Annotated in this window: 22 protein-coding genes; 13 read left to right on the top strand and 9 right to left on the bottom strand. The window is 49.5% G+C overall.

Translation table 11 applies throughout. From position 1 onward, the window contains the following. Positions 1 to 41: 41 nt before the first annotated feature. From R4537_RS07330 to mgtE, 6 genes are all read left to right on the top strand, one after another. A complete protein-coding gene (locus R4537_RS07330; protein WP_029627666.1) occupies positions 42 to 1,505 on the top strand; it encodes an RNA polymerase factor sigma-54 in 1,464 nt (487 codons plus the stop codon). 24 nt (positions 1,506 to 1,529) lie between these two features. Next, entirely contained in the window at positions 1,530 to 1,817 is a 288-nt protein-coding gene (gene hpf, locus R4537_RS07325; RefSeq protein ID WP_001166647.1) for a ribosome hibernation promoting factor, read from the top strand. Positions 1,818 to 1,819: 2 nt separating this feature from the next. Continuing rightward, on the top strand, positions 1,820 to 2,266 hold the full coding sequence (gene ptsN, locus R4537_RS07320) for a PTS IIA-like nitrogen regulatory protein PtsN (RefSeq protein WP_001177160.1): 447 nt from the start codon (positions 1,820 to 1,822) through the stop codon (positions 2,264 to 2,266). Between the two features lie 12 nt (positions 2,267 to 2,278). Next, a complete protein-coding gene (rapZ, locus tag R4537_RS07315; RefSeq protein ID WP_001237200.1) occupies positions 2,279 to 3,139 on the top strand; it encodes an RNase adapter RapZ in 861 nt (286 codons plus the stop codon). Between the two features lie 8 nt (positions 3,140 to 3,147). Continuing rightward, positions 3,148 to 3,426: an HPr family phosphocarrier protein gene (locus R4537_RS07310; protein WP_071179262.1), complete on the top strand. Its 279-nt coding sequence runs from the start codon at positions 3,148 to 3,150 to the stop codon at positions 3,424 to 3,426. A gap of 160 nt (positions 3,427 to 3,586) precedes the next feature. Continuing rightward, entirely contained in the window at positions 3,587 to 4,948 is a 1,362-nt protein-coding gene (gene mgtE / locus R4537_RS07305) for a magnesium transporter (protein WP_071179263.1), read from the top strand. A gap of 72 nt (positions 4,949 to 5,020) precedes the next feature. Here the strand turns inward: mgtE and pmbA are convergent, their stop codons facing one another. Further along, positions 5,021 to 6,364, bottom strand: a complete 1,344-nt coding sequence (gene pmbA, locus R4537_RS07300) for a metalloprotease PmbA (RefSeq protein ID WP_071179264.1) — start codon at positions 6,362 to 6,364, stop codon at positions 5,021 to 5,023. 110 nt (positions 6,365 to 6,474) lie between these two features. Here pmbA and yjgA point away from each other — a divergent pair, with 110 nt between their 5' ends. Then, on the top strand, positions 6,475 to 7,044 hold the full coding sequence (gene yjgA, locus R4537_RS07295) for a ribosome biogenesis factor YjgA (protein WP_000101582.1): 570 nt from the start codon (positions 6,475 to 6,477) through the stop codon (positions 7,042 to 7,044). 102 nt (positions 7,045 to 7,146) lie between these two features. On the opposite strand, the gene thiQ is transcribed toward yjgA, so the two are convergent. From thiQ to mpl, 5 genes are all read right to left on the bottom strand, one after another. Beyond that, complete coding sequence (gene thiQ / locus R4537_RS07290; protein WP_071179265.1) at positions 7,147 to 7,863, bottom strand: thiamine ABC transporter ATP-binding protein; 717 nt, start codon at positions 7,861 to 7,863, stop codon at positions 7,147 to 7,149. A gap of 11 nt (positions 7,864 to 7,874) precedes the next feature. Further along, positions 7,875 to 9,467 carry a thiamine/thiamine pyrophosphate ABC transporter permease ThiP gene (gene thiP / locus R4537_RS07285; protein ID WP_071179266.1) on the bottom strand — a complete coding sequence of 531 codons (1,593 nt, stop codon included), beginning with the start codon at positions 9,465 to 9,467 and terminating at the stop codon, positions 7,875 to 7,877. A gap of 9 nt (positions 9,468 to 9,476) precedes the next feature. Next, positions 9,477 to 10,469: a thiamine ABC transporter substrate binding subunit gene (gene thiB, locus R4537_RS07280; RefSeq protein WP_071179267.1), complete on the bottom strand. Its 993-nt coding sequence runs from the start codon at positions 10,467 to 10,469 to the stop codon at positions 9,477 to 9,479. Between the two features lie 261 nt (positions 10,470 to 10,730). Beyond that, positions 10,731 to 11,360: a flavin prenyltransferase UbiX gene (locus R4537_RS07275; RefSeq protein ID WP_001063917.1), complete on the bottom strand. Its 630-nt coding sequence runs from the start codon at positions 11,358 to 11,360 to the stop codon at positions 10,731 to 10,733. Positions 11,361 to 11,372: 12 nt separating this feature from the next. Continuing rightward, positions 11,373 to 12,728 carry a UDP-N-acetylmuramate:L-alanyl-gamma-D-glutamyl-meso-diaminopimelate ligase gene (gene mpl / locus R4537_RS07270; protein ID WP_071179268.1) on the bottom strand — a complete coding sequence of 452 codons (1,356 nt, stop codon included), beginning with the start codon at positions 12,726 to 12,728 and terminating at the stop codon, positions 11,373 to 11,375. A gap of 305 nt (positions 12,729 to 13,033) precedes the next feature. Between mpl and fbp the strand changes: the two genes are divergently transcribed. Together fbp and ppa are read left to right on the top strand one after the other, a co-directional pair. Continuing rightward, positions 13,034 to 14,044, top strand: a complete 1,011-nt coding sequence (fbp, locus tag R4537_RS07265; RefSeq protein ID WP_001171118.1) for a class 1 fructose-bisphosphatase — start codon at positions 13,034 to 13,036, stop codon at positions 14,042 to 14,044. A gap of 169 nt (positions 14,045 to 14,213) precedes the next feature. Next, the gene (gene ppa, locus R4537_RS07260) at positions 14,214 to 14,744 is read left to right on the top strand and encodes an inorganic diphosphatase (protein WP_000056163.1); all 531 of its coding nucleotides are present in this window, start codon (positions 14,214 to 14,216) and stop codon (positions 14,742 to 14,744) included. Positions 14,745 to 14,803: 59 nt separating this feature from the next. Here ppa and R4537_RS07255 read toward each other — a convergent pair whose 3' ends face one another. The 3 genes from R4537_RS07255 to tamA are packed head-to-tail and all read right to left on the bottom strand — an operon-like array spanning position 14,804 to position 20,656. Then, the gene (locus tag R4537_RS07255; protein ID WP_001164258.1) at positions 14,804 to 15,151 is read right to left on the bottom strand and encodes a gamma-glutamylcyclotransferase family protein; all 348 of its coding nucleotides are present in this window, start codon (positions 15,149 to 15,151) and stop codon (positions 14,804 to 14,806) included. A 10-nt stretch (positions 15,152 to 15,161) separates the two neighbouring features. After that, positions 15,162 to 18,944: an autotransporter assembly complex protein TamB gene (gene tamB / locus R4537_RS07250; protein ID WP_071179269.1), complete on the bottom strand. Its 3,783-nt coding sequence runs from the start codon at positions 18,942 to 18,944 to the stop codon at positions 15,162 to 15,164. Further along, positions 18,941 to 20,656, bottom strand: coding sequence for an autotransporter assembly complex protein TamA (gene tamA / locus R4537_RS07245; protein ID WP_071179270.1), 1,716 nt, complete (start codon positions 20,654 to 20,656; stop codon positions 18,941 to 18,943). Before tamA ends, tamB begins: the two co-directional genes overlap by 4 nt. Positions 20,657 to 20,834: 178 nt before the next feature. Between tamA and msrA the strand changes: the two genes are divergently transcribed. The 4 genes from msrA (at position 20,835) to zrgA (ending at position 23,407) form a co-directional block, all read left to right on the top strand. After that, complete coding sequence (gene msrA / locus R4537_RS07240; protein ID WP_000884812.1) at positions 20,835 to 21,473, top strand: peptide-methionine (S)-S-oxide reductase MsrA; 639 nt, start codon at positions 20,835 to 20,837, stop codon at positions 21,471 to 21,473. Between the two features lie 81 nt (positions 21,474 to 21,554). Beyond that, positions 21,555 to 22,106 carry a YtfJ family protein gene (locus R4537_RS07235; RefSeq protein WP_000792395.1) on the top strand — a complete coding sequence of 184 codons (552 nt, stop codon included), beginning with the start codon at positions 21,555 to 21,557 and terminating at the stop codon, positions 22,104 to 22,106. A gap of 232 nt (positions 22,107 to 22,338) precedes the next feature. Beyond that, a complete protein-coding gene (locus tag R4537_RS07230; RefSeq protein WP_175463863.1) occupies positions 22,339 to 22,629 on the top strand; it encodes a DUF2607 domain-containing protein in 291 nt (96 codons plus the stop codon). A gap of 49 nt (positions 22,630 to 22,678) precedes the next feature. Beyond that, a complete protein-coding gene (zrgA, locus tag R4537_RS07225) occupies positions 22,679 to 23,407 on the top strand; it encodes a zinc uptake protein ZrgA (RefSeq protein ID WP_071179271.1) in 729 nt (242 codons plus the stop codon). Positions 23,408 to 23,483 lie beyond the last annotated feature (76 nt).

Here is a 23,483-nt window from a genome sequence, read left to right as displayed (position 1 = left end):
AGTTCAATGAATACTAAAAATAACAAGGCATCCATTACTGCATGAAACCGTCATTACAGCTCAAGCTAGGTCAACAGTTAGCCATGACTCCGCAGCTCCAGCAGGCGATTCGTCTGTTGCAGCTTTCGACGCTGGATCTGCAGCAAGAAATTCAGGAAGCATTGGAATCTAACCCCTTGTTAGAGGTGGAAGATAACCAAGACGAAGCACCATCGCTTGATAGCGTACGCATGACGGAAGAAAGCCCGCGCGAGCCAGAAGAACTCTACGAACCTGAACCGCAGGATAGCTCGGATCTGATTGAAAAATCGGAAATCAGCGCTGAATTAGAGATGGATACCACTTGGGATGAAGTCTACAGCGCGAATACCGGCAGTACAGGACTGGCACTCGATGATGATGCCCCCATCTACCAAGGCGAAACCACCCAAACCCTGCAAGATTATCTTCACTGGCAACTTGATTTAACTCCCTTTAGTGATGTGGATCGCACCATTGCCGTAGCACTTATCGATGCTATCGATGATTACGGTTATTTAACTGTCTCACTAGAGGATATCCAAGAGAGCCTGCGCAGTGATGACATTGAGTTAGATGAGATTGAAGCGGTACGTAAACGTATTCAGCAGTTTGACCCATTTGGAGTAGCATCACTCAATCTACAGGACTGCTTACTACTGCAACTAAACACGTATTCAAGTAATACCCCTTGGCTAGAAGAAGCCAAATTACTGCTCGCAAAATACATTGATGATTTAGGGAATCGTGATTACAAAACCATTCTGAAAGAGACTAAGCTCAAAGAAGAGGACTTGCGCGAGATCCTGCAACTCATCCAACAGCTCGATCCTCGCCCCGGCAGTCGAATTGCTCAAGATCACGCTGAATACGTCATACCTGACGTGTCAGTCTATAAAGAACAAGGTCGATGGTTGGTCACCATCAACCCAGATAGTGTGCCTAAACTGAAGATCAATCAGCAGTATGCCGACCTGATGCGCGGTAATAATGCGGAGAGCAACTACATCCGTACCAATTTGCAAGAGGCAAAATGGCTGATCAAAAGTTTAGAAAGTAGAAACGAGACACTGCTCAAAGTTGCCAAGTGCATAGTTGAACACCAACACGATTTCTTCGAGTATGGAGAAGAGGCGATGAAGCCGATGGTGCTCAACGATGTGGCGATGGCGGTGGAAATGCATGAATCGACGATTTCGCGTGTCACCACCCAGAAATACATGCATACCCCGCGCGGCATTTTTGAGTTGAAGTACTTTTTCTCCAGCCACGTCAGTACTGACAATGGCGGAGAGTGCTCGTCCACTGCGATCAGGGCGCTGATCAAAAAACTGGTGGCGGCGGAGAGTCCAGCTAAACCACTCAGTGACAGCAAGATCGCAACCCTACTCGCTGACCAAGGCATCCAAGTCGCGCGGCGAACCATCGCCAAATATCGTGAATCACTTGGCATTGCCCCATCAAGTCAGCGCAAACGCCTGCTATAGGCCTAAACTAGAGAAGGAAAGTCTATGCAAATCAACATTCAAGGCCACCACATTGATCTTACCGATTCAATGCAAGACTATGTTAACTCCAAATTTGACAAACTTGAGCGTTTTTTCGACCACATTAATCACGTTCAAGTCATTTTACGTGTTGAAAAACTGCGCCAGATCGCCGAAGCTACGCTCCACATAAACCAAGCAGAAATTCATGCCCACGCGGACGATGAAAATATGTATGCCGCCATCGATAGTTTGGTGGATAAGTTGGTTCGACAATTGAATAAGCATAAAGAAAAGCTAAGTAGTCATTAATCATGCAATTGAGCGAAGTACTTTCATTGGACTGCACCAAAAGTGCAGTCCAATGTTCTAGTAAGAAACGAGCACTAGAAATCATCAGCGAAATCGCTGCCCTTCATACTGGCCAAAATGCCACCGAACTGTTCGAGTGCATGTTAGGCCGCGAAAAAATGGGCAGTACCGGTATTGGTAACGGGATTGCCATCCCACACGCACGCATGTCTGACAGCGAAAACGCCGTCGCCGTGCTATTACAGTGTGAAGAGCCGATTGAATTTGATTCGATTGATAACCGTCCGGTGGATCTCTTATTTGCCCTACTGGTTCCAGAAGATCAGTGCAAAGAGCATTTGAAAACTCTCGCTTGCATGGCAGAACGCCTCAACGATAAACAGATCCTCAAACAGCTTCGTAACGCAGCCAGCGATCAAGAGCTGTATAACATCATGGTTAACCAATAGCAGGCAAACAGTATGCGTTTGATCGTGGTCAGTGGACAATCGGGAGCCGGTAAGAGCGTCGCTCTTCGAGTACTCGAAGACCTTGGTTACTACTGTGTTGATAACCTGCCCGTCAGCCTGCTGACAGCCTTTATCCAGTCGGTCCAAGGCAGTCAACAAAACGTAGCGGTAAGCATTGATATCCGCAATCTGCCCAAAGAGCCAAGCTTGGTACAAGATGTACTCGACCAGCTCAAGCAGAACAACGATGTCAGCATGCTGTTTCTCGACGCCAGTAAAGAGACCTTGCTCAAACGCTACAGTGAAACACGGCGCATTCATCCCCTCTCTCTCAGTCAAAGCAAGACTTCACTTGCCCAAGCCATTGAGTTAGAAAAACAGCTGCTTGGCCCACTCAAAGAGCAGGCTGACTTGTTGCTCGACAGCAGTAACCAGTCGCTGCATGATTTAAGTGAAACCGTGCGCATGCGGATTGAAGGCCGTGAACGCAAAGACCTTGTGATGGTGTTTCAATCGTTTGGCTTTAAATACGGTTTACCAACCGATGCCGACTACGTGTTTGATGTGCGCTTTCTCCCCAATCCGCATTGGGAGCCCGATCTGCGCCCACTGACGGGACTGGATGCGCCGATCAAATCTTTCTTGGAAGGCCATAGCGAAGTGATGGAGCTGAAACAGCAGATCCAAAAATTCTTCGAATACTGGCTGCCCATGCTTGAGAAAAACAATCGCAGCTACCTGACCATCGCTATTGGTTGCACCGGGGGCAAGCATCGTTCGGTCTACCTGACACAGCAATTGGGTGAATATTTCGCGCAGCTTGGTCATCAAGTGCAGATCCGCCATACTTCATTGGAAAAACAGCAATCCTAGGAGCCCCTATGCCGCAACTAAGCCAAACCGTGCTGATCCAAAATCGTCTTGGCCTGCATGCGCGGGCAGCGGTTAAACTGGTGCAAGTTGCTCAATCCTTTGATGCAGTATTGACCGTACAGAGCCAAGATGGCCGTGAAGCAACCGCCGACAGTGTGATGGGGTTACTGATGCTGGAATCGGCACAAGGGCAAAACGTGGTGATCTCTGCCGAAGGCTCGCAAGCCGAACAAGCACTACTGGCGGTTTGTCAGCTCATCGAACAAAAGTTTGATGAAGATGAGTAAGACTCCTCACTAGCAACTTAGCTCGTAGCCCAACCCGCTTGACCTACCTAGGCAAACAAGAATAAAGAAATCCGTCTTACTTAATAAGATCTTATTAAATAAGCGGGTAAATTAAGTTACCATGCTGACCATTATTCCAATTCCAACCTAGGGGGAAGCCATGGCCGAGCAGATCGAATTTGACCAAGCTCACCTCACCCTCCAAGAAATCACTGAAGCCTTAGATAATGGCCGCTTTGTTCATGTCCGCCGCCAACTGCAGGACATGGAGCCTGAAGATATTGCTCATCTGCTGGAAGCCTCACCACGTAAAGCGCGTGAGGTGTTGTGGCAACTGACTGACCCGGAAGATTACGGTGAAATCCTTGACGAGCTGAATGAAGACGTTAAGGATGCGCTGGTGTCGAAAATGGCACCTGAGAAGCTCGCCGAAGCGACCGAAGGTATGGACATCGATGATGTCGCTTACGTGTTACGTAGCTTGCCAGATGATGTATCGCGCGAAGTTCTGTCTCAAATGGATGCGGCGGATCGCATGCGGGTAGAAACCGCACTTGCCTATCCGGAAGATACCGCAGGCGGTCTAATGAACACCGATGTCATAACCATTCGTGCCGATGTGGATGTCGATGTAGTACTGCGTTATTTGCGTATGAAAGGCGAATTACCGGAAGCCACCGATGCGCTGTATGTGATTGATGATGAAAGCAAACTGATTGGCCATCTTTCTCTTGTCACTTTGCTCACCACCCAACCGGATGTGCCGGTCAGTGAAGTGATGGACGACGCGGACGAAGCGATCAAAGTCGATATGAAAGACTCTGATATCGCCAATCTGTTCGAACGCCGTAACTGGGTTTCAGCACCGGTGGTAGATGAAAACCAACATCTGGTTGGCCGTATCACCATCGATGATGTGGTCGATATTATCCGTGAAGACGCCGAACACTCGATGATGAGTATGGCGGGTATGGATGATGATGAAGATACCTTCGCCCCTGTCGTCAAATCGGCGCGCAAGCGCAGTATTTGGCTCGGTGCCAACGTGCTAGCCGCCCTTGCTGCGGCTTCGGTGTCGAACATGTTTGAAGCGACTCTCGAACAAATGGCCGCTGTTGCCGTGCTAATGACTATTGTGCCCTCTATGGGTGGTGTGGCAGGAAACCAAACTGTTGCTCTGGTGATTCGTGGACTAGCACTCGGTCATATCGGTGACAGTAATAAACGTGAATTGCTGATGAAAGAAGCGGCGATCGGCATACTGAATGGCATTACATGGGCATTGATCATTGGTGCCATCGTAGTGGTGTGGAAAGGAGAATGGATGCTTGGCGGGATCATTTCCGCGGCGATGATGACTAACCTTATCGTGGCCGGCATTGCTGGAGTAAGCATTCCTATTTTGCTGAAAAAGATGAACATCGACCCAGCTCTCGCTGGTGGGATGGCACTCACCACCGTCACCGATGTGATTGGTTTATCCGTTTTTCTCGGCCTAGCCACTTTGCTGCTTACCAGTTAATGTCCGATTTCCCAAATTGATTCGACAAAAAAGCCGACTTTCTGTCGGCTTTTTCATTCAATGGCTCAGAGCTTATTCGCCCGCGACCTTCATTGATTCAATCAAAATAGAACCAGTTTGGATCTGTGAGCGCGTTTCGATATCGCTGCCGACTGCGACAATCTGCTGCAACATCTGCTTGAGGTTACCCGCAATGGTGATTTCAGAAACGGGGTATTTGATTTCACCATTTTCTACCCAGAAACCAGCAGCGCCACGTGAATAATCACCGGTGACCACATTCATGCCCTGCCCCATCACTTCCGTCACCAGCAAGCCGGTGCCCAGCTCTTTGAGCATCTGTTGGTAATTTTGCCCCGTCGATTTCACATACCAGTTGTGAATACCACCCGCATGACCGGTTGGCGTCATATTCATTTTACGTGCCGCGTAGCTGGTCAGTAAGTAAGTCGCCAACACACCATCAGTGATGATTTCCAGATCTTGGGTACGAACCCCTTCACTATCAAATGGGCTGGAAGCCAAACCACGCATCACATGTGGGCGCTCACTAATATTGAACCAACTTGGCAGAATAGATTTTCCTAGATGATCAAGCAGGAAACTCGATTTACGGTACAAATTACCACCGCTGATCGCCATCACCAGATGACCGATTAAGCCTGTCGCCACATCTGCCGCAAACATCACGGGAAACTGACCCGTTTTCAGCTTTTGCGGATCCAGACGGCTCACCGTATTTTCCGCCGCTTGCAAGCCAACGCTTTCTGGCGTCCATAAATCGTCACGGTGACGTGCCACGGTATAGCTGTAATCGCGCTCCATTTCACCGTTGCGGCCTTCACCAATCACACTACAGCTAATGCTGTGGCGACTAGAGGCATAGCTAGCCAATAAACCATGGCTGTTACCGTAAACGCGAATGCCGAAATGGCTATCGTAACTACCGCCATCGCTTTGCTTAATTTTCTTGCTGTAGCCTAACGCCGCACGCTCAGCAGCAATGGCAATTTGCGCCGCCACATCTGGATTAGGCTCATCAGGATGGAAGAGGTCAAGATCAGGGATCTCCTGCACCATCAATTCTTTCGGCGCAGGGCCGGCATAAGGATCGGCCGAGGTGTACTGGGCAATATCCAGCGCGGCTAATACGGTTTGTCGAATCGCTTTTTCACTCAAGTCCGATGTTGAAGCGCTGCCTTTACGCTGACCACGGTACACTGTGATACCCAAAGCACCATCGCTGTTGAATTCAACATTCTCTACTTCGCACATGCGGGTCGAAACACTTAACCCCGTGCTCTTGGTAATCGCCACTTCAGCCGCATCAGAACTCGCCGCTGCAAGCTCTAATGCCTTAGCAACCGCAGCTTCCAGCTCTTGACGCTGCAGCGCAACTCGCTCTTTTACATCCATATTTCATTCAACCATTGGTTATTGATGTTATTAGGATAACAAGAATTTCGCTTTCTCCCCACGATTCTTGCTAAAATAGCCGACATAAGTAACTCATCATGATGAAGAATATGGCACGTAAAAACCAAAAAGCCCCTTGGGAAGAGGAAGAAGAGATCATTTGGGTCAGTAGAACCGAATTGAAAAATGACATGCTGGCCCTGCAAAAGCTCGGCGAAGAGCTGGTGGAGCTAAAGCCTTCCGCGTTAGCCAAATTCCCGCTGCCAGAAGATCTGGCCGAAGCGATCAAAGATGCGCAGCGTTTTAAAAACGAAGCACGTCGTCGCCAACTGCAATACATTGGCAAATTGATGCGCCATATTGATCCTGAGCCGCTACAAACGGCACTGGATAAACTGCGTAATAAGCACTCGCAAACCACTGCATTACTGCACAAACTGGAGCAGTTGCGTGATCGCATCGTTGCCGAAGGTGACAGCGCGATTGAAGTGGCGATGGAGCAATATCCGGAAGCAGATCGTCAACGTCTGCGTCTGTTAGCACGTCAAGCCAGCAAGGAAAAAGCCGGCAACAAGCCGCCAAAATCATCTCGCGAGATCTTCCAACTGCTCAAAGAAGCGATGTTGGCAAAACAAGAGATCGAAGAAGAGAGTGAAGACGATCTGGATTCAGCGGAATAAACGCGAGGCAACATGCCATCTCGTTTTAAGCAACAGCATCAAAAAGGTTAGCGCACGCTAACCTTTTTCTTTTTAGATCGATGTTTCTCAGTTCACTCAGCGTTATTTCGGCTCACTCAGCGCCGCGGCCACAAACTGAGCCAGTTCAGGATGCGGATGCTGCGCGGTCAGCACCTGACAATCAGTCACTACCTGCACTTGGCCCTTACTCAAAAAAGCGATTTGGCAGGCGATGGCACGCGCATCACTAAGATGGTGGGTCACCATCACTACCGTGCGCTGCCGCTCATTGGCTAACTGTTTCACCAAGGCAAGCATCTCTTCTCGCAGCAAAGGATCGAGCGCCGAAAAAGGCTCATCAAGCAACCAAATCGGATTCGGCTGCACAAAACAGCGCGCGAGTGCCACCCGCTGGCGTTGCCCGCCGGAAAGTTGCTCAGGTAAACGATCTAGGTAGTCGGCAATTCCTACTTGCTGAGCTGCATCAACCACTTGCTGTTTCTGCTCAGCGTTCAATTTGAGGCCTGGATGTAAACCTAAGCCGATGTTTTCACGCACGGTAAGATGGGCAAACAGGTTGTGCTCCTGAAAGAGCATCGAAAAAGGGCGTTGATAAGGCGCTAAACCGAGTACCGACTGATCATTGACCTTGATGCTGCCGCTCACCGGTTCAATAAACCCCGCGACCAGACTCAGCAAGGTAGATTTACCCGCACCACTTGGCCCCATGAGAGCCACAATGTCGCCATCAGCCACATTCAGATCAAACTCGAACCATTCGTGGTCATATTCGTAACGCACTTTATCTAGAGCTAACATGCTTTTCCTCATTAGCGCTTGGTAAGCGGACGCTGGGCAAACAGCCGCTCAATCACATAAAACCAACCCACACTCATGATCAGCATGGCCAACGCCACCACAGCGGCGGTATCCATCTGATAGCTGCCGAGCAATTGATAAAGATAGAGCGGCAGAGTGCGAAAATCTTGGCTACCAAACAGGGCAATTGCGCTTAAATCTCCCATTGAGAGCAGAAAACCGATCGCAAAAGCATGGGAGAGAGGCTTACGCAGCGCGCGCCACTCCACTAAACGAAATCGACGCCAACCAGACATACCTAGACTGGCGCACAGCAATTCATATTGCTGAGCCAAATGCCACATAGGTTGGCTCAAGGTTTTTACGACGTAAGGCAGCGCCATTAGCGCGTTGACTGCGACCACAATCCAGTAAGCCAAACTAAACACATCGGTGATATTACGCAGCAGTAAAAAGAGTCCGGTACTCACCACTAATCCCGGCGTCACCAGAATTAAAGTCGCGATCCACTCGACGCCATTGGCGCGGCGATGGGCCGCTTTCAACCGCAAGGCTCGGCTGGTGAGTAACATCGCGATTCCACTAGCCAAAGCCAAGCTGCTGGCTAAGCTCGCCACTTGCAAAGAGTGGCTGACTGCCGACCAAAAATCGCCGCTCGTCAGTACCTTGCTTAGCTTTGAATTGAGCCCTGCCAGCACAACCATCACTAATGGTGGCAATACCAAGGCACATGCAGCAACAATCCAGCTCGTATCCCAAACTTTGGCGCGCCATGAATCACGTATCCAACGCTCAGTCACCTTGCTCGCAGCACTGTTCATGGGTCGGGAATGGGAAAAACGCTGCAGGGTAAAAGTCAGTAAAGTACACAGCAACATCTGCCAAATCGCCAATAACGCGCCAATTTGCAGATCGAAATCGAATTTGATCGCTTGGTAGATCGCGAGCTCAATGGTGGTTGCTTTAGGCCCGCCACCGAGCGCCATAACGGTTGCAAAACTGGTAAAGCAGAGCATAAACACCAAGCCTGCAACGTGCGGCAGTTGCTGACGCAAGCGTGGCCACTCGACCCACTTAAACTTTTGCCAACGGTTCATACCGAGATGGGCACACAGCTTGTGCTGCTCACTAGGGATCGCTTCTAAACTTTGCAGTAGCAAACGGCTAGCATAAGGCAAATTAAACAGTACATGAGCGAGCAAAATACCGTTCAAACCATAAATCGAAAATGGCAGCGAGAGTCCGACACTGTGCAGCGTTTTGGCCAAAAAACCGCTGTTACCGTAAATCGCAATCAAGCCAAAAATCGCCACCAATACGGGCAAAACCAGCGTCATCGCGAACAGTTTCAGTAGTAAATCACGACCGGGGAAACGGCGCTGACTGAGGGCATGAGCAACCGGAATTGCCAACCCCACACTGAGCACGGTTGACCAGAAAGCTTGGTAAAAGCTGAACTGAGTGACATGCCGATAATAGGCATCTTGCCAGATCAGATTCAGATTGAGCGGTGGCGCTTGCCAGAGCAGCGCTGCTAATGCTGCGAGGACAAAGGTCGCGACACCAGCCGCGACCCAAAAGCCTAATTGAGGAGTTCGATTCAACGCTTAACCTTAGAAGCTCAGCGCTTGCTGCCACTCACGAATCCATGGCTTACGCATTTGCGCGACTTCCTGTGCGCTGAAGGACAGAGATTGTGTCGGTACCGCCAAAGTATCAAACCCTTTGGGCAGTTCAACCGCCGTCACTGGATACATCCAGTTACCCGTTGGGATCACGCTTTGGAACTCATTACTCAGGATAAATTGCAGGAACTTGTCCGCCAGCTCACCATTTTTAGTGCTTTTGACTTTGGCGGCGACTTCAACTTGCAGGTAATGCCCCTCGCTGAAATTCGCAGTGGCAAAACGTGCATCATTTTCTGCAATCAAATGATAGGCTGGCGATGTGGTGTAAGAGAGCACCAGATCCGCCTCTCCACCAAGAAACATAGAGTAAGCTTCTGACCAACCTTTGGTCACAGTGACCGTTTTGCTCGCCAACTGCTTCCACGCTTGTGGCGCTTGGTCGCCGTAGACAGATTTCATCCACAGCAATAAACCTTGCCCTGGCGTTGAAGTGCGCGGGTCTTGGTAGATCACTTTCAGATCATCACGTTTTTCCACCAGCTCTTTCAAGCTGGTCGGCGGATTAGTTAGCTTCTCTTTGTTGTACACAAAAGCAAAATAACCATAGTCGTAAGGCACAAATGTGTTGTCACTCCAGCCATTGGGCAGAGTCACCTTGCTGGTATCCACACTGTGGGTCGCCAATAATCCGGTCTGTTTGGCTTCTTCGATAAGGTTGTTATCCAGCCCCAGTACCACATCGGCTTTGCTGTTGCTACCTTCTAAACGCAGACGATTAAGAATCGACACGCCATCATCTAGCGCGACAAATTGCAGATCGCAGCCACATTGTGCTTCAAACGCTTTTTCAATCGCAGGTGCAGGCCCCCAGTCGGCGGCAAAAGAGTCGTAAGTGTAAACGGTGAGGGTTGGTGCAGCAGACGCTGCAGAGGCAACACATAGGGTTGCTAACGCAACCGCAGTCAGTTGAAATTTCAAGGCTCGCTCTCCTTAATGAGCGGCACAGGCTTGAGGGAGGCAGAGAATCGTCCATTATTCCATTCTGCAAACCTAGCTCAATTCCTACGCCAGCATTATCTGGTTCAGGTTCAACCGCGAACATCGCAGTCATTGCGGGTCCCAAGCAGTGCTTGATCTCAGCGCCATTCGGATGAATGGGTGGCCCCCCGTGAGTGGGTTGGATTGTAATGGGAAATCGTGTAATTAGCCAGTGGCGGAAAATCGCCACTGGCCATGCCATTACTCGCCGCGCGCGCGTTGATCATAGCCCCAACGCGGCACGAGCGCTTGTTCGATGCCAAGATGATCGAGAATGCGCGCCACCATAAAATCGACCAGATCGTCAATCGATTGTGGCTGATGATAAAAACCCGGCGCAGCAGGCATGATGGTCACCCCCATGTGCGAGAGCTTAAGCATGTTTTCCAGATGCAAAGTGGAGAAAGGCGTTTCACGTACCACCAACAGCAGTTGTCCACGCTCTTTCAGCACCACATCAGCGGCGCGTTCAATCAGATTATCTGACATGCCATGGGCAATCGCGGCCACACTGCCTGCCGAGCATGGACACACCACCATCTGCTTGGGGGCTGCCGAACCGGAAGCCACTGGCGAAAACCAATCTTCTTTTCCGCACACCACCAACTTATCACTGGCGCAGCCCAGATGCTCCACCAAAGCCGCTTGCGCCGCTTCAGGGTTAGCAGGCAGTTTCAAGCCGTGCTCAGTCGCCAGCACCACTCGCGCCGCCGAAGAAATCAGCAAATACACCTGATAATCTGCCGCTAACAAGCATTGCAATAAGCGCAGCCCATAGGGCGCTCCGGAAGCGCCAGTCCAAGCCAGTGTAATGGTTCGATTGTTGTTCATGCTCACCTTAAATTATTTCTGTTGCAGTGCCGCGAGCAACTTGCCATGAATGCCTTCAAAACCACCGTTGCTCATCACCAAAATCTGGTCACCGGCTTGGGCTTCTTTGGCAATCATCACCACAAATTCATCCATATTGGCGCTTACTTGCGCAGGCTGTTGACACTGTTTCGCGACCTCTTCCACCGACCAAGGAATGTTAGACGGCTGGTAAAGGTAAACCGAATCGGCGCTGTGCAGCGAAGCCGCCAAGGTTTCTTTGTGCACGCCCAGCTTCATGGTGGCAGAGCGCGGCTCAAGTACGGCGATGATTTTCTTATCGCCCACCTTGTTACGTAAACCGCCGAGCGTAAGTTCAATCGCGGTTGGGTGATGGGCAAAATCGTCGTACACCGTTATCCCATTAATTTCACCTTTCAGCTCTAAGCGGCGCTTGGTGTTGACAAACAGCCCCAGCGCTTCACAAGCAAGCTCAGGAGCAACCCCGACGTGACGCGCTGCGGCAATCGCCATCAGTGCATTACTGACGTTGTGATCGCCCACCAAGCTCCAATTCACTTGGCCTACACGCTCCCCTTTCAGCAAAACATGGAATTGAGAACCATCGGCGGTAATTTTCTCTGCTTGCCACTCGCCTTGCTCGCCACTGAACTCGGTTTCACTCCAACAGCCGCGCTGTAAAACATCGACTAAAGCTTCATCTTGCTTAGGAGCAAGAATGCGACCGTTGCCCGGCACAGTACGTACCAAATGGTGAAATTGGCGCTTGATCGCCTCTAAGTTATCAAAAATGTCTGCATGATCGAACTCTAGGTTATTCATCACTAAAGTGCGCGGATGGTAATGCACGAACTTAGAACGCTTATCGAAAAAAGCACTGTCGTATTCGTCGGCTTCGACCACAAAAAACATGCTTTCGCCTAAACGCGCAGAAATACCGAAATTACCTAACACACCACCGACTAAGAAACCCGGTTGATAGCCGCAATGCTTCAGTACCCAAGCAATCATGCTTGAAGTGGTGGTTTTGCCATGCGTACCCGATACCGCGATCACCCAACGATCATGCAGCAGAAAATCTTGTAGCCACTGTGGGCCAGAGGTGTAGCGCAAGTTGTGGTTGAGCACGTATTCCACGCAAGGGTTACCACGACTCATCGCGTTGCCAATCACCACCAGATCAGGCTTGGGCTCAAGTTGAGCAGGGTCAAAACCTTCAATGATCTCGATGCCTTGCGCCTCTAACATAGTGCTCATTGGCGGGTAAACATTGGCATCGCTGCCCGTGACTTTATGACCCAATTGACGCGCTAACATCGCAACGCCGCCCATGAACGTGCCACAAATTCCCAAGATATGAATGTGCATAAAAACCCAGCCTTTTTACTGTGCGATTGGAATGGCTCCATTATCCCGATCCGCCACGCAAAAGCGAGTGCAGCAGTTCAGCGTGGTGTAAATTCGAAATGGTCGACAATCAAAGTGAGATCTGTGTCGGTTAGTTCAATACCCGTAAAAAGATCTAAGTTTTACAATTCACTATAGACAAGGTGCATAGCGCAATCGATTCCATCAGAGGATCCCATCATCTTGCTCAACCCGTTTGTTGCACTTCACTAACCTTAGGTCAACAAACGGGCGTACCCCCGACCCAATAGTGTTAAGGAACCAACATGCAGAAAATGCGCACCCTCGGTGAATTTATTGTTGAAAAACAACATGATTTCCCCCACGCCAGCGGTGAACTTTCCTCTCTTTTAGCCTCAATTCGTTTGGCCGCCAAAATCGTCAACCGCGAAATCAATAAAGCGGGACTGGCAGATATCATTGGCGCGTCAGGCAATGACAACATTCAAGGGGAAGAGCAACAAAAGCTCGACCTGTATGCCAACGAAAAATTCAAAGCCGCACTGGAAGCTCGCGATCAGGTGTGTGGTGTGGCGAGTGAAGAAGAAGATGAAGCGGTCGCATTCAGTAAAGAGCTCAACAAAAATGCCAAATACGTGGTGTTGATGGATCCGCTCGATGGCTCTTCCAATATCGACGTGAACGTATCGGTGGGGACAATTTTCTCGATTTACCGCCGCGTTTCGCCAGTTGGCACACCGCCGACGCAGGAGGACTTTCTGCAACCGGGCAATAAACAAGTCGCTGCTGGTTATGTGATTTACGGCTCATCCACCATGCTGGTGTACACCACGGGCAATGGTGTGAACGGCTTTACCTACGATCCTTCGCTCGGCACCTTCTATCTCTCGCATGAGAATATGCGTATTCCAGAAAACGGTAAGATTTACTCGATCAACGAAGGTAACTACATCCGCTTCCCAACGGGCGTGAAAAAATACATCAAATTCTGCCAAGAAAATGTGCCAGAAGAGGGACGCCCCTACACTTCACGCTACATTGGTTCGCTGGTGGCGGATTTCCATCGTAACTTACTGAAAGGTGGTATTTACTTGTACCCAAGCACGCAAAGCCATCCGAATGGTAAATTGCGTCTGCTCTATGAGTGCAACCCGATGGCGTTTTTGATTGAACAAGCGGGCGGCCTTGCCTCGGATGGGGCGCGTCGCATCATGGACATCAAACCCACCGAACTGCATCAACGCGTACCGTTTTTTGTCGGCTCAAAAAACATGGTGCATAAAGTCGAAACGTTTTTAGAGACTTACCCAGACTAAGCCACTTCGCGCCGCCCTGTGCGGCGCTTTTTCTCTTTGTCACTTGGGGATCCTTTATTTTGAGAGTAAACTCACCCCTTCGCTGAAGGGTGCATTTTGCGCCATAGGCAAACTTGAATAATAATAAATCCCGAATTTGAAGTCCGGCTAACAGAAAAGGAAACCGTTAATGAGCTTAAACAATGTGCCAGCGGGCAAATCACTGCCTGATGATATCTATGTAGTGATCGAAATCCCTGCCAATGCTGACCCAATCAAATACGAAGTCGACAAAGAGTCTGGCGCAGTATTCGTAGACCGCTTCATGTCAGCGCCTATGTTCTACCCATGTAACTACGGTTACGTGAACCACACTCTGTCACTGGACGGTGACCCAGTAGACGTGTTGGTCCCAACTCCATACCCTCTGATCCCTGGTTCTGTGATCCGTTGCCGTCCTGTTGGCGTGCTGAAGATGACGGACGAATCCGGTGAAGATGCGAAAGTGGTTGCGGTACCGCATACCAAGATCTCTAAAGAATACGATCACATCCAAGACGTGAACGATCTGCCAGCGCTGCTGAAAGCACAGATCACTCACTTCTTCGAGCGTTACAAAGAGCTGGAATCAGGCAAGTGGGTAAAAGTGGATGGCTGGGAAGATGCCGCATCTGCTCGCGCTGAAATCCTAAGCTCTTACGAGCGTGCGCAAAACAAATAAGCCCACGTTTTGAGCATAAAAAAGCCAGCTCAGCTGGCTTTTTTCTTTGTAGGTCAGAACTAGACACGCTGACACCAGTCTCCGGAATCAATCAACGAATGTAAGCGATGGGTCTCTTGATAAATATAGATCCACGCGGTACCAAACGGTGTCTCAATGGTGTCACGTCGATATTCCACTGGCACATCTTCCAAAATATCCAGCTGCGCTAAAGTGTGTTCATCTACGAGATAGACTTCACCATGCACCGATTGATGCCCTTCCACCAATCCGGGATACGCGCCTAGATCATACAAGGCGTATTCAGGTTTGGTTTCAAACTGACCAAGCAACTGACTGTGTTGTAAATACGTGTGGTTGCTCTCTCCATGACGCAAAGTGCCATACACAAAAACGAGGTGCTGCACATCTCTCTCCTTAGTTAAATTCAAACTGATAGAGCAGATCTACGGCGCTGTCGACACCGGAGACGGCCTCCAAATACAGATCCTGCATCAAGCGATAACGCACAGTAAATTCGCCGACTGAGTTAAAAATACCTACACCATATTTCACTTGCAAGCCAGGCAGAATATAACCACTGACCGTGACCTGTGAATCGTCTCCAGAACCTGCCGTATCCAGTTGCAGATCCTGCACACCAAACGCTTGGCCTATCTCGCCAACCAGTTTACCGCTCTGCGCTAAACTCAGACCAATCAAGGTGGTGGTCATGGCGTTGCCCCCTGCTTCCCCATCAATATTTTGTCCACGCAACAAATACGACAGCGCATTGGCTTGTGGCATTGCAGGTTCAGAGAAGATGGTGAGTGACGGCTCATCCGAGGGTCCACTGACTCGCACCCCAGCAACCACGCCATCTTGCGTGTTGTTGGGATTACGGATCGCAGTGATCGCCAAATACGGCTGATCCACCGGGCCATTCATCAAGATCTTCCCTTCTTTGATCTGCAGATCTTGTCCAAATGAGCGGTATTGACCATTGCGAATGTTCACCTCACCCAAAATAAACGGCCCTTTATCCTTTTGCGCTACATTGAGACGTCCGACTAAGTTACCTTGTAGACCAAAAGCGCTAAGTTGGAAATCGTCGCCAATTTGCACATTGACGTCACTCTCCACACTAAACGGGATCCGTTCTTTGTCAGTCAGTGGCTCAAAATCCGCATTCAGCAAAATTTGATCTTTCGATACCCCAATCGCGCTCGGCGGTAACTCTTCGACCACAATCCGCCCCCACGGCAGCGCTATATTACCCGTCACTCGTGCCAGTTGAGGTTGCATGGTCAAGGTTAAATCAGGGATCACCTTGACTCTCACCATGGGTGGCAGCTCAACCATCATTGAAGGTGCATGCACTCGCGCTTTGAGCCGCCAATCCTCTATCTGTTGCCAATCAGCATCACCATCGACTTCCAGTAAACCATCGGTGGTCTGGATATCGGCATTTAACACTGCCTGATAACCATTAAATTTGAGTGACACTTGACCTGATTGTACATCAACCGGTGATATCTCACCTTTCACACGAATATCATTAATCGCAATTTCACCGTCCAATTGCGGATGCAACATTGGGCCATGAAATTGTATATCCGCATTAATATTGGATTTCGCTTCACTAAGTTCACCAATCAACGGTTGCAAGAAATCCAGATTAAACGTGGTTAAGTTAAGTGAACCGAGCATGGTTTTCTGTTCGGCACGCACATCGGCAATCTTAATATTGCCAGTGAGATCACCATTATCGGTTGCATCTAATAACCAACTGGCTTGCAGCTGATTTTTCGCCAATTGGGCAGAAAATTGCGCTTTATCCCAACCAAACGTCACGCTTTTATTCAGCTTTTGCGTTACCTGACCTTGGGTTAACTCAAGATTGGCTTGCAACTGCGGCGCCGCTTTCGGAGCCCATTTAGCCCACACTTGACCATTTAATTCCCCACTGAGTTGGGTTTCTTTAGGAAGGACTCCGGCAAGTTGCTTAAAATCAAACTGCTTAATCGCTAAACGCGCCTCACCCCGATCCCCTAACTCAGCCTCTTCTTCTAAACAGAGTGACGATTCACCTTGCACCCAGCAGTGAGCAGCAACTTTCACGCGCTCCGTTCGCTGGTCAAACGAGAGTGCCGTCGCCTGTTGTAACAGCCATTGTCCTTGCGGTGAATTTAACCACATGCGCTCCAGCTCACCTTGCCAGCGCAGTGTGGGTTCTGTACGCAATCGGCCATTCATTGCCAAGCTGGTCGAAGCGAGATTGGAGGTGACATCGAGTGTCACCTCGTGTTTTCTCTGAGAGCCTTGTGCTTTTAAATTAACAGTATCAATTCGTTGATCTTGATAGTGAATATCGCGCACTTGTAAGGCGAGCTCGCCTTGAGGCTCTGACAGAGCAACCAGATTGCCTTGCAAAGTGACGTGGCCAATCGAGCCTAATTCTTTCAAGTACAGGCTATCGGCATCCAGCACCCATTTGACCCTCGGCTGTTTGAGATCACCTCGCAGCAGCACATCACCAATCACTTTGCCTTTGGCATCTGGTAAGGATTTGCTCAAATCCGGCACATCCAGTTCGACCGACATCCGCCACTGCTTACTCAATTGGCCTTTAGCGGTGAGGGAATTCGGCCCATGCACTAAGGAGATTCCCTTAGTTTGTAACGCGATATCCCCTTGACCTTTGACATCGGAGGCACTGAGTTCACCTAACATGTTAAGCGGATAATCACGTAATACCCCGTTGATCGCTAAGCGTGAAACCTCCACTTGCCAGCCACCTTGCTCAGTCAAAGAGCCAGAGGTATCGAGCTCACCACTGATTTTGCCTTCAGCCTCAGGCCATTGCAGACCGGGCTGAATATTTTTCAGATTTAAACGAGCGGCCCAATTGAGCGGATTTTTCCAATTCGCCACGGCATTGCCCGTCACTAAGCCGCCAAGCGTATCGACTTTAAGTGATTGCAACGCGACTTCATCCAGATTGCCATGCCCTTGCAGGGCTAAACTGACATTCGGTAAATCTTTGCCTTGTAGCGCGCCCTGCAACGCGAACTGATACTTGGCTAAGGAGCCTTGAATACTTAACTCCGGAACCTCAACGTGATAATCCCCTTCGCCTAACATGGGCCACTGTGCTTTCACCTTTCTCAGTTGCAGATCAAACGGTATATCGGCATCCAACAGATTAAAGTGGCTGTTCAACTGCGCTTGAGCTAACGAGTCTAGATTGGCTTGTAATGTCAGATCCCCAAGACTACCCTGTGCGGCCAGTGATAAGGTTTGGCCTTTAAAATCAGCAAGATGAACTTGGCTGCGCAGTTCTAACTGAATGGGGTAATCTTGACTGAGCGTCGCTTGTGCGTTCAATTGCGCATCCAGCTCCGGCATGCTCAGCTCAAGACTAGAGATAGAGACTTCATGCTGCGCGGCAGTGGCTTGCAAAGTAAGATGATTGACGATGATCGGCGTCTCTTGTTCTAAACGAAAATCACGAATATCGAAACGCGCTAACTCGATATGCAGCGGGATCCTCACATCTGGCAGTTGCAAAGGTTCCGCGTTATCAGGGGTTGTCGCTTGAGTCGCCTCGGGTTCGGTTGAGGCTTCACTCTCCGCTAACACAAGACGAATCCCCAGCCACTCGCTTTGCCCGATACGCAGGCGATTTCCTTGCCAAGACGCTCGTGTGCTCAATTGTTGCCATGCCACTCGGTTTCCCAGAATATTTAATTCAATGTCTTGTAGGTCTAGCAGGCCTAAGCGAATCGGGATAGGAGTGGATATTTCTCCCAGCGGCTCAGAGTCTGATTCATCAGGGGTCGCTTCAGTCTCTGTTAATGCTTCACTCTCCGCTAATAAGGGGAGATCAAATTTTACCCCAGAGAGAGTCAGCTCATTAATACAGATACTGGGCTCTAATAAGCAGTTGGGGTTCATCGCCAAGCTTAGCTTTTGTGCAGAAAAGGCCAGATTAAGCTCACTATCAGCGTAACTGATCCCTTGCAAAGTAAAACGCGGAAACAATGCGCCTTGCGCCTGATCCACTTTCAACTGCGGCAATGCTTGCTGCGCGCCCCACAAAACCGCATGCAAACCGGGGTTGGTAAACAGCGCCCCCGCCAAAGCCAGCACCAACAAGATCACTAACACCAACAGCGACATAGAGAGCCATTTGGTCCACTTTAACGCCCGTTTGATCATAATTCAGGCCCTAAAGTGAAGTGGATTTTGAACTCATCGCCCGGCGCGGCATCCAGCCCCCATGCGAAATCGAGCCGAATAGGGCCAACGGGCGAAATCCAGCGGATCCCAGTACCGACCCCTTTCTTCCATTCAGGATTATCGTTAAACGCATCACCGACATCCATGAACATCGCCGCCCACCAGTTACCCGTTAAACGGTATTGATATTCGATTGAACTGGTGGCGATGTATTTCGCCCCCGTCAATGCACCGCTGGCATCTTGCGGTGAAATCGACTTGTAACTGTATCCGCGCAAATTATTATCACCACCGGCAAAGAAACGCAGTGAGGGCGAGAGTTGGTCAAATTCATCCACCAAGTTTGCACCACCATCAACGCGAATTAACGCTCGATGATTACGATCATAGGTCCGTAACCAAGAAGATCCACTTTGTAAACGCAATACCCGCGTTTCTGAAAGCAAGGCTGGGTCGCCATATTCCAAGGTAATCGTCTGTTTATCGCCCCAAGTCAGCAAGCCACTGTTGGAACGCGTCCTCGTACGGGTATAGGTCATCCCCGGCAATAAAAACTGGCTGTTATCATCTTGTAAGCCTTGACGATAATTCTCTAAGAGATAGCGAATAAAAACCGTGCGATGCCAACCGCCATCCAACTGCCAATGGCGTTCAAGTGCTAGGTTAGACTCCAAGCTCTCAGTATCACGCTTGTCCAAATGTTTCATGCCGTACTGAATGCGATAGTACTCATTTAACGCATCTTCCAGTGGGATCTTATAACCCGCTGTAATAGTTTGTTCTGGCATAGAAAGGGAGAAACTGCTGTCAAAACTGTGCCCTTGGCTGTTCACCCAAGGTTTCTTCCATTTTAATGAGCTACGCACTCCAACGTCCGTTGAATAACCTAAACCGGTTTCCAGTTGATTACGCGCTTGCGGTGCTAAGGTCACCTTGATCGGCAACTCACGCCCCTCATCCAACTGTGATAAGTCCGGCTCAACAAACACCGAAGAGAACCAATCTGTATTGGAGAGATTTTGGTTAAACTCGCCGATTTGCGACACCAAATACGGCTCCCCTTGTTTGAAAGGACGCAGCGACATCACTCGATTTTCATCGATTTGACTGCCTTCAACTGTGGTCGCTCCAAACAGGTAACGGATCCCGCTATCAAAATGCAAAATGACCCGAGCTTGATTCAGCTCTGGAATCACTTCCAGTCGGCTGGCCTGAAAATCACCATTAAAGTAGCCTTTTTGCAACGCCAAGTTACGAATGCCCGATTTGAGGTTGTCATACAGAGTGTGATTGAGCGGTGCATCTACTGTCAAACCACTACGGCGGATCAAACGTTGAAAATCGCGATCGCCTTCAGCTTCACCGCGGATCACAATATCGACCTCGCTCAAACGGGTCACTTCACCCAAGGTCACTGCGGCGCGTAAGCGCTGTTTCTCTTCAGAAACGGTAAAAATGATACTGGCGTGATAGTAGCCGAGCGCATTCAACGCTTCAGTTATGCTTCTTTCCAGTTGAGATTGAAAACGCAGGCTAGTGGAGTAGTCTTGTGCCGCGATCGATGAGAGATACGCCTCCACGTTATCTTTCTCTGCGCCACTTATTCCAGTGATCTCGAGCTTCACATCGGCGTAAGATACAGCTGAAAACAGCCATAGCGAGATTAAAGCGGGAAGTGATTTTCGTCTCATGCTTGATTTAGACTCGTTATACAACGGTGACATTTTTGCTACAGACGCATCATAACGTCAATGCAACCCTGCGTCTGTACGAAAACCGTTAAATCTCCGGTCTGTATCGAAGATAATCAGGGCGTTGCTGCTTGCGATATTCAAACAGACAGCGCCACCACTTCAGTAAGGAAACATCATGCTCGACAAACAAACCATGGTTACGGCACACAACGCCTTACCCGGTCGTACTACTGCGATGTCGATTGACGATACGCATTTCGTCAATGGCAGCTCACTCACTGCTGCGCCCCAATCCGGTCAACAACAAATCTTGATTGGTATGGGCTGCTTTTGGGGCGCTGAACGCCTGTTTTGGCAACTGGATGGAGTGATCTCCACCTCCGTTGGCTACTCAGGCGGTTTTACGCCCAATCCAACCTATGAAGAAGTGTGCAGTGGCAAAACTGGTCATACCGAGGTCGTGCGCGTCATTTTTGATCCAGAACGCCTGCCACTGACCGAACTGCTCCGCGCCTTTTGGGAGCGCCACGACCCCACGCAAGGCATGCGTCAAGGCAACGATCGCGGAACGCAATACCGCTCAGCCATTTACACTTTCAGTGAAGAACAGCGCGAAATTGCAGAAGCCTCAAAAGCGGCTTATCAAGCCCTGCTGACGGCGCAACATCGCCCCTCGATTACCACTGAGATTCTGCCCGCAGCAGAGTATTACTTCGCAGAGACTTACCACCAGCAATATCTGGCCAAAAATCCGAATGGTTATTGTGGGCTCGGTGGCACAGGAGTCTGTTTCCCGCCACACACCACACTCTAAATACATCTCAATGAGGGGAATTTCTCTTTCCCCTCATTTGTATGCTATACCTTTGTTTGCTCAACTTGAGGAAACAAAACCATGAAAAATAAAACACTTCTCGCTTTACTCTTAGCATGCTCTCCCACTCTGGCTTTCGCGCACAACCTGACTATCGGCTCACCGGTACCTGCGGTTGGTGTCGAAAAGCACGGTGAAATCGTCCTACAAGACAATAATGTCAATTACCAAAAATGGCGCTCTGCGGATCTACTGGGCAAGGTGCGCGTCATTCAAGCGATTGCCGGCCGTAGCAGCTCAAAAGCGCTAAATGCGCCACTGATGACCGCGATCACCGCGGCGAAATTTCCAGCAGAGAGTTACCAAACCACCACCATCATCAACCAAAATGACGCGATTTGGGGCACCAGCTCATTTGTGAAATCATCGGCGCAAGACAGCAAAAAAGAGTTTCCTTGGTCTTCTATGGTGCTTGATGAATTCGGTCTGGTTGCCCAAGCCTGGCAATTACAAGCGCAATCCTCTGCAATCATTGTGCAAGATAAACAAGGTAACGTGCTGTTTGTGAAAGAAGGGGCGCTCAACGAAGCGGACATTCAAACCGTACTGGGTTTGATTCAGCAAAATCTGTAATCGCCCCAAACGACTTGACGTTGCAGCCCACACGGCTGCAGCTTCAAGTAGGAAGAGGATGCTTTCATCCATCAATCATATCGGGTGAGTAAAGACTAACTTGCTCACCCGTTGACGAAGAGACATCTGCATACAAACTCATCAGAATCATCGCTTGCCTGATTTGTGACTTGTTATATTATAACAAGCCTCAATCACTGTCGGTTTTCAATCACTCTTGGTCGCACACGCTATGTCGTTACCTCAGCTACGTACAACTCGCTTATCCATAGTGGCTATGCTCTCTGTGGTGCTGGCGTTTTGGTTTAACGTGGCCGTGATTGATCACCAACTTGATCTGCATCCTGAACATCATTTACAGCATGATTGTCAGTTGTTTGCCAGCGCGGCACATGGCCTCAAAACCAGTCAGTGGATATTGCCCAGTTGGCGTCAAAATCCACCACAAGCAAGGGTTGAACAACCGATCCAACGCACTCAAGTGCTGCACTCCTATTTCGCTCGTTCACCACCAGCGGCATAAAACAAATCAAACCGATTGTTTCTTTTTTTTGTTTTATTAGGAGTTTTTCATGCATTACCCAACAATGATTGCGCTGATGGTTGGCGCGACACTTTCTGGCAACGTATTCGCGCATCACCACGCAGAGCATCAACATCGTCAGCACGAGGCTCATGTGCATGGCCAAGTTGAACTGAACATTGCTCAAGATGGCCATGACCTGCTGCTGGAAATCACCGCACCGGGAGCCGATGTGGTCGGTTTTGAACACGCCCCTCAAGATGACGCGCAAAAACAAGCGCTCGAAAAAGCCTTAGAGACCTTGCATCACCCAGAGAAGCTATTTGCACTCAGTGATAAAGCACAGTGCGCAAAACGTGAAGTGTTGATTAAACACACTTTAGGTGGCGAAGAGTACCAACACAGCCACGCTTATGGTGAAGGTGAAGATCACGAGCATCAGCACGGTGAAGGCGGGCATGACCATAAGGCGCACGATCATAAAGACCACGATCATAAAGGTCATGATCATGCCGCTGATAAACATGCGAACCATGATCACAAAGAACACGACCATAAAGGACATGACCACGAAGGGCATGACCATGATGAACATCAACACGGCTCATTCACTGCTCAATATCAGTTCCACTGTGAAGCCGTCGATCAGCTCAAACAGATCGATACCCAATGGTTCCAATATTTCCCAAGCACAGAGAAAATCCAAGCCAATGTGTTAACGGAAAAGCAGCAAAGTGCGCTACAACTGAACGCTAAGCAAACGCTTATCAAACTGTAATGCCGCCGCTCGGGATAGGTGACTCTCACCTATCCCTCATTGGAGATGCTTTGATTTTCCCTGCACACATGAGGAG

The organism is Vibrio paracholerae, from assembly GCF_037672085.1.
GTDB lineage: Bacteria > Pseudomonadota > Gammaproteobacteria > Enterobacterales > Vibrionaceae > Vibrio > Vibrio cholerae.
The sequence above is the reverse complement of the archived record's forward strand: the minus strand, read 5'-3'. Positions and strand labels throughout refer to the sequence as shown.

Coding starts and splice junctions, on each gene's coding strand:
- fbp (WP_001171118.1), top strand. CDS start 13,034: ATGCAGAAAATGCGCACCCTCGGTGAATTTATTGTTGAAAAACAACAT.
- hpf (WP_001166647.1), top strand. CDS start 1,530: ATGCAAATCAACATTCAAGGCCACCACATTGATCTTACCGATTCAATG.
- tamB (WP_071179269.1), bottom strand. CDS start 18,944: ATGATCAAACGGGCGTTAAAGTGGACCAAATGGCTCTCTATGTCGCTG.
- yjgA (WP_000101582.1), top strand. CDS start 6,475: ATGGCACGTAAAAACCAAAAAGCCCCTTGGGAAGAGGAAGAAGAGATC.
- tamA (WP_071179270.1), bottom strand. CDS start 20,656: ATGAGACGAAAATCACTTCCCGCTTTAATCTCGCTATGGCTGTTTTCA.
- mpl (WP_071179268.1), bottom strand. CDS start 12,728: ATGCACATTCATATCTTGGGAATTTGTGGCACGTTCATGGGCGGCGTT.
- zrgA (WP_071179271.1), top strand. CDS start 22,679: ATGCATTACCCAACAATGATTGCGCTGATGGTTGGCGCGACACTTTCT.
- ppa (WP_000056163.1), top strand. CDS start 14,214: ATGAGCTTAAACAATGTGCCAGCGGGCAAATCACTGCCTGATGATATC.
- thiQ (WP_071179265.1), bottom strand. CDS start 7,863: ATGTTAGCTCTAGATAAAGTGCGTTACGAATATGACCACGAATGGTTC.
- R4537_RS07330 (WP_029627666.1), top strand. CDS start 42: ATGAAACCGTCATTACAGCTCAAGCTAGGTCAACAGTTAGCCATGACT.
- R4537_RS07310 (WP_071179262.1), top strand. CDS start 3,148: ATGCCGCAACTAAGCCAAACCGTGCTGATCCAAAATCGTCTTGGCCTG.
- msrA (WP_000884812.1), top strand. CDS start 20,835: ATGCTCGACAAACAAACCATGGTTACGGCACACAACGCCTTACCCGGT.
- ptsN (WP_001177160.1), top strand. CDS start 1,820: ATGCAATTGAGCGAAGTACTTTCATTGGACTGCACCAAAAGTGCAGTC.
- rapZ (WP_001237200.1), top strand. CDS start 2,279: ATGCGTTTGATCGTGGTCAGTGGACAATCGGGAGCCGGTAAGAGCGTC.
- R4537_RS07230 (WP_175463863.1), top strand. CDS start 22,339: ATGTCGTTACCTCAGCTACGTACAACTCGCTTATCCATAGTGGCTATG.
- R4537_RS07275 (WP_001063917.1), bottom strand. CDS start 11,360: ATGAACAACAATCGAACCATTACACTGGCTTGGACTGGCGCTTCCGGA.
- mgtE (WP_071179263.1), top strand. CDS start 3,587: ATGGCCGAGCAGATCGAATTTGACCAAGCTCACCTCACCCTCCAAGAA.
- pmbA (WP_071179264.1), bottom strand. CDS start 6,364: ATGGATGTAAAAGAGCGAGTTGCGCTGCAGCGTCAAGAGCTGGAAGCT.
- R4537_RS07235 (WP_000792395.1), top strand. CDS start 21,555: ATGAAAAATAAAACACTTCTCGCTTTACTCTTAGCATGCTCTCCCACT.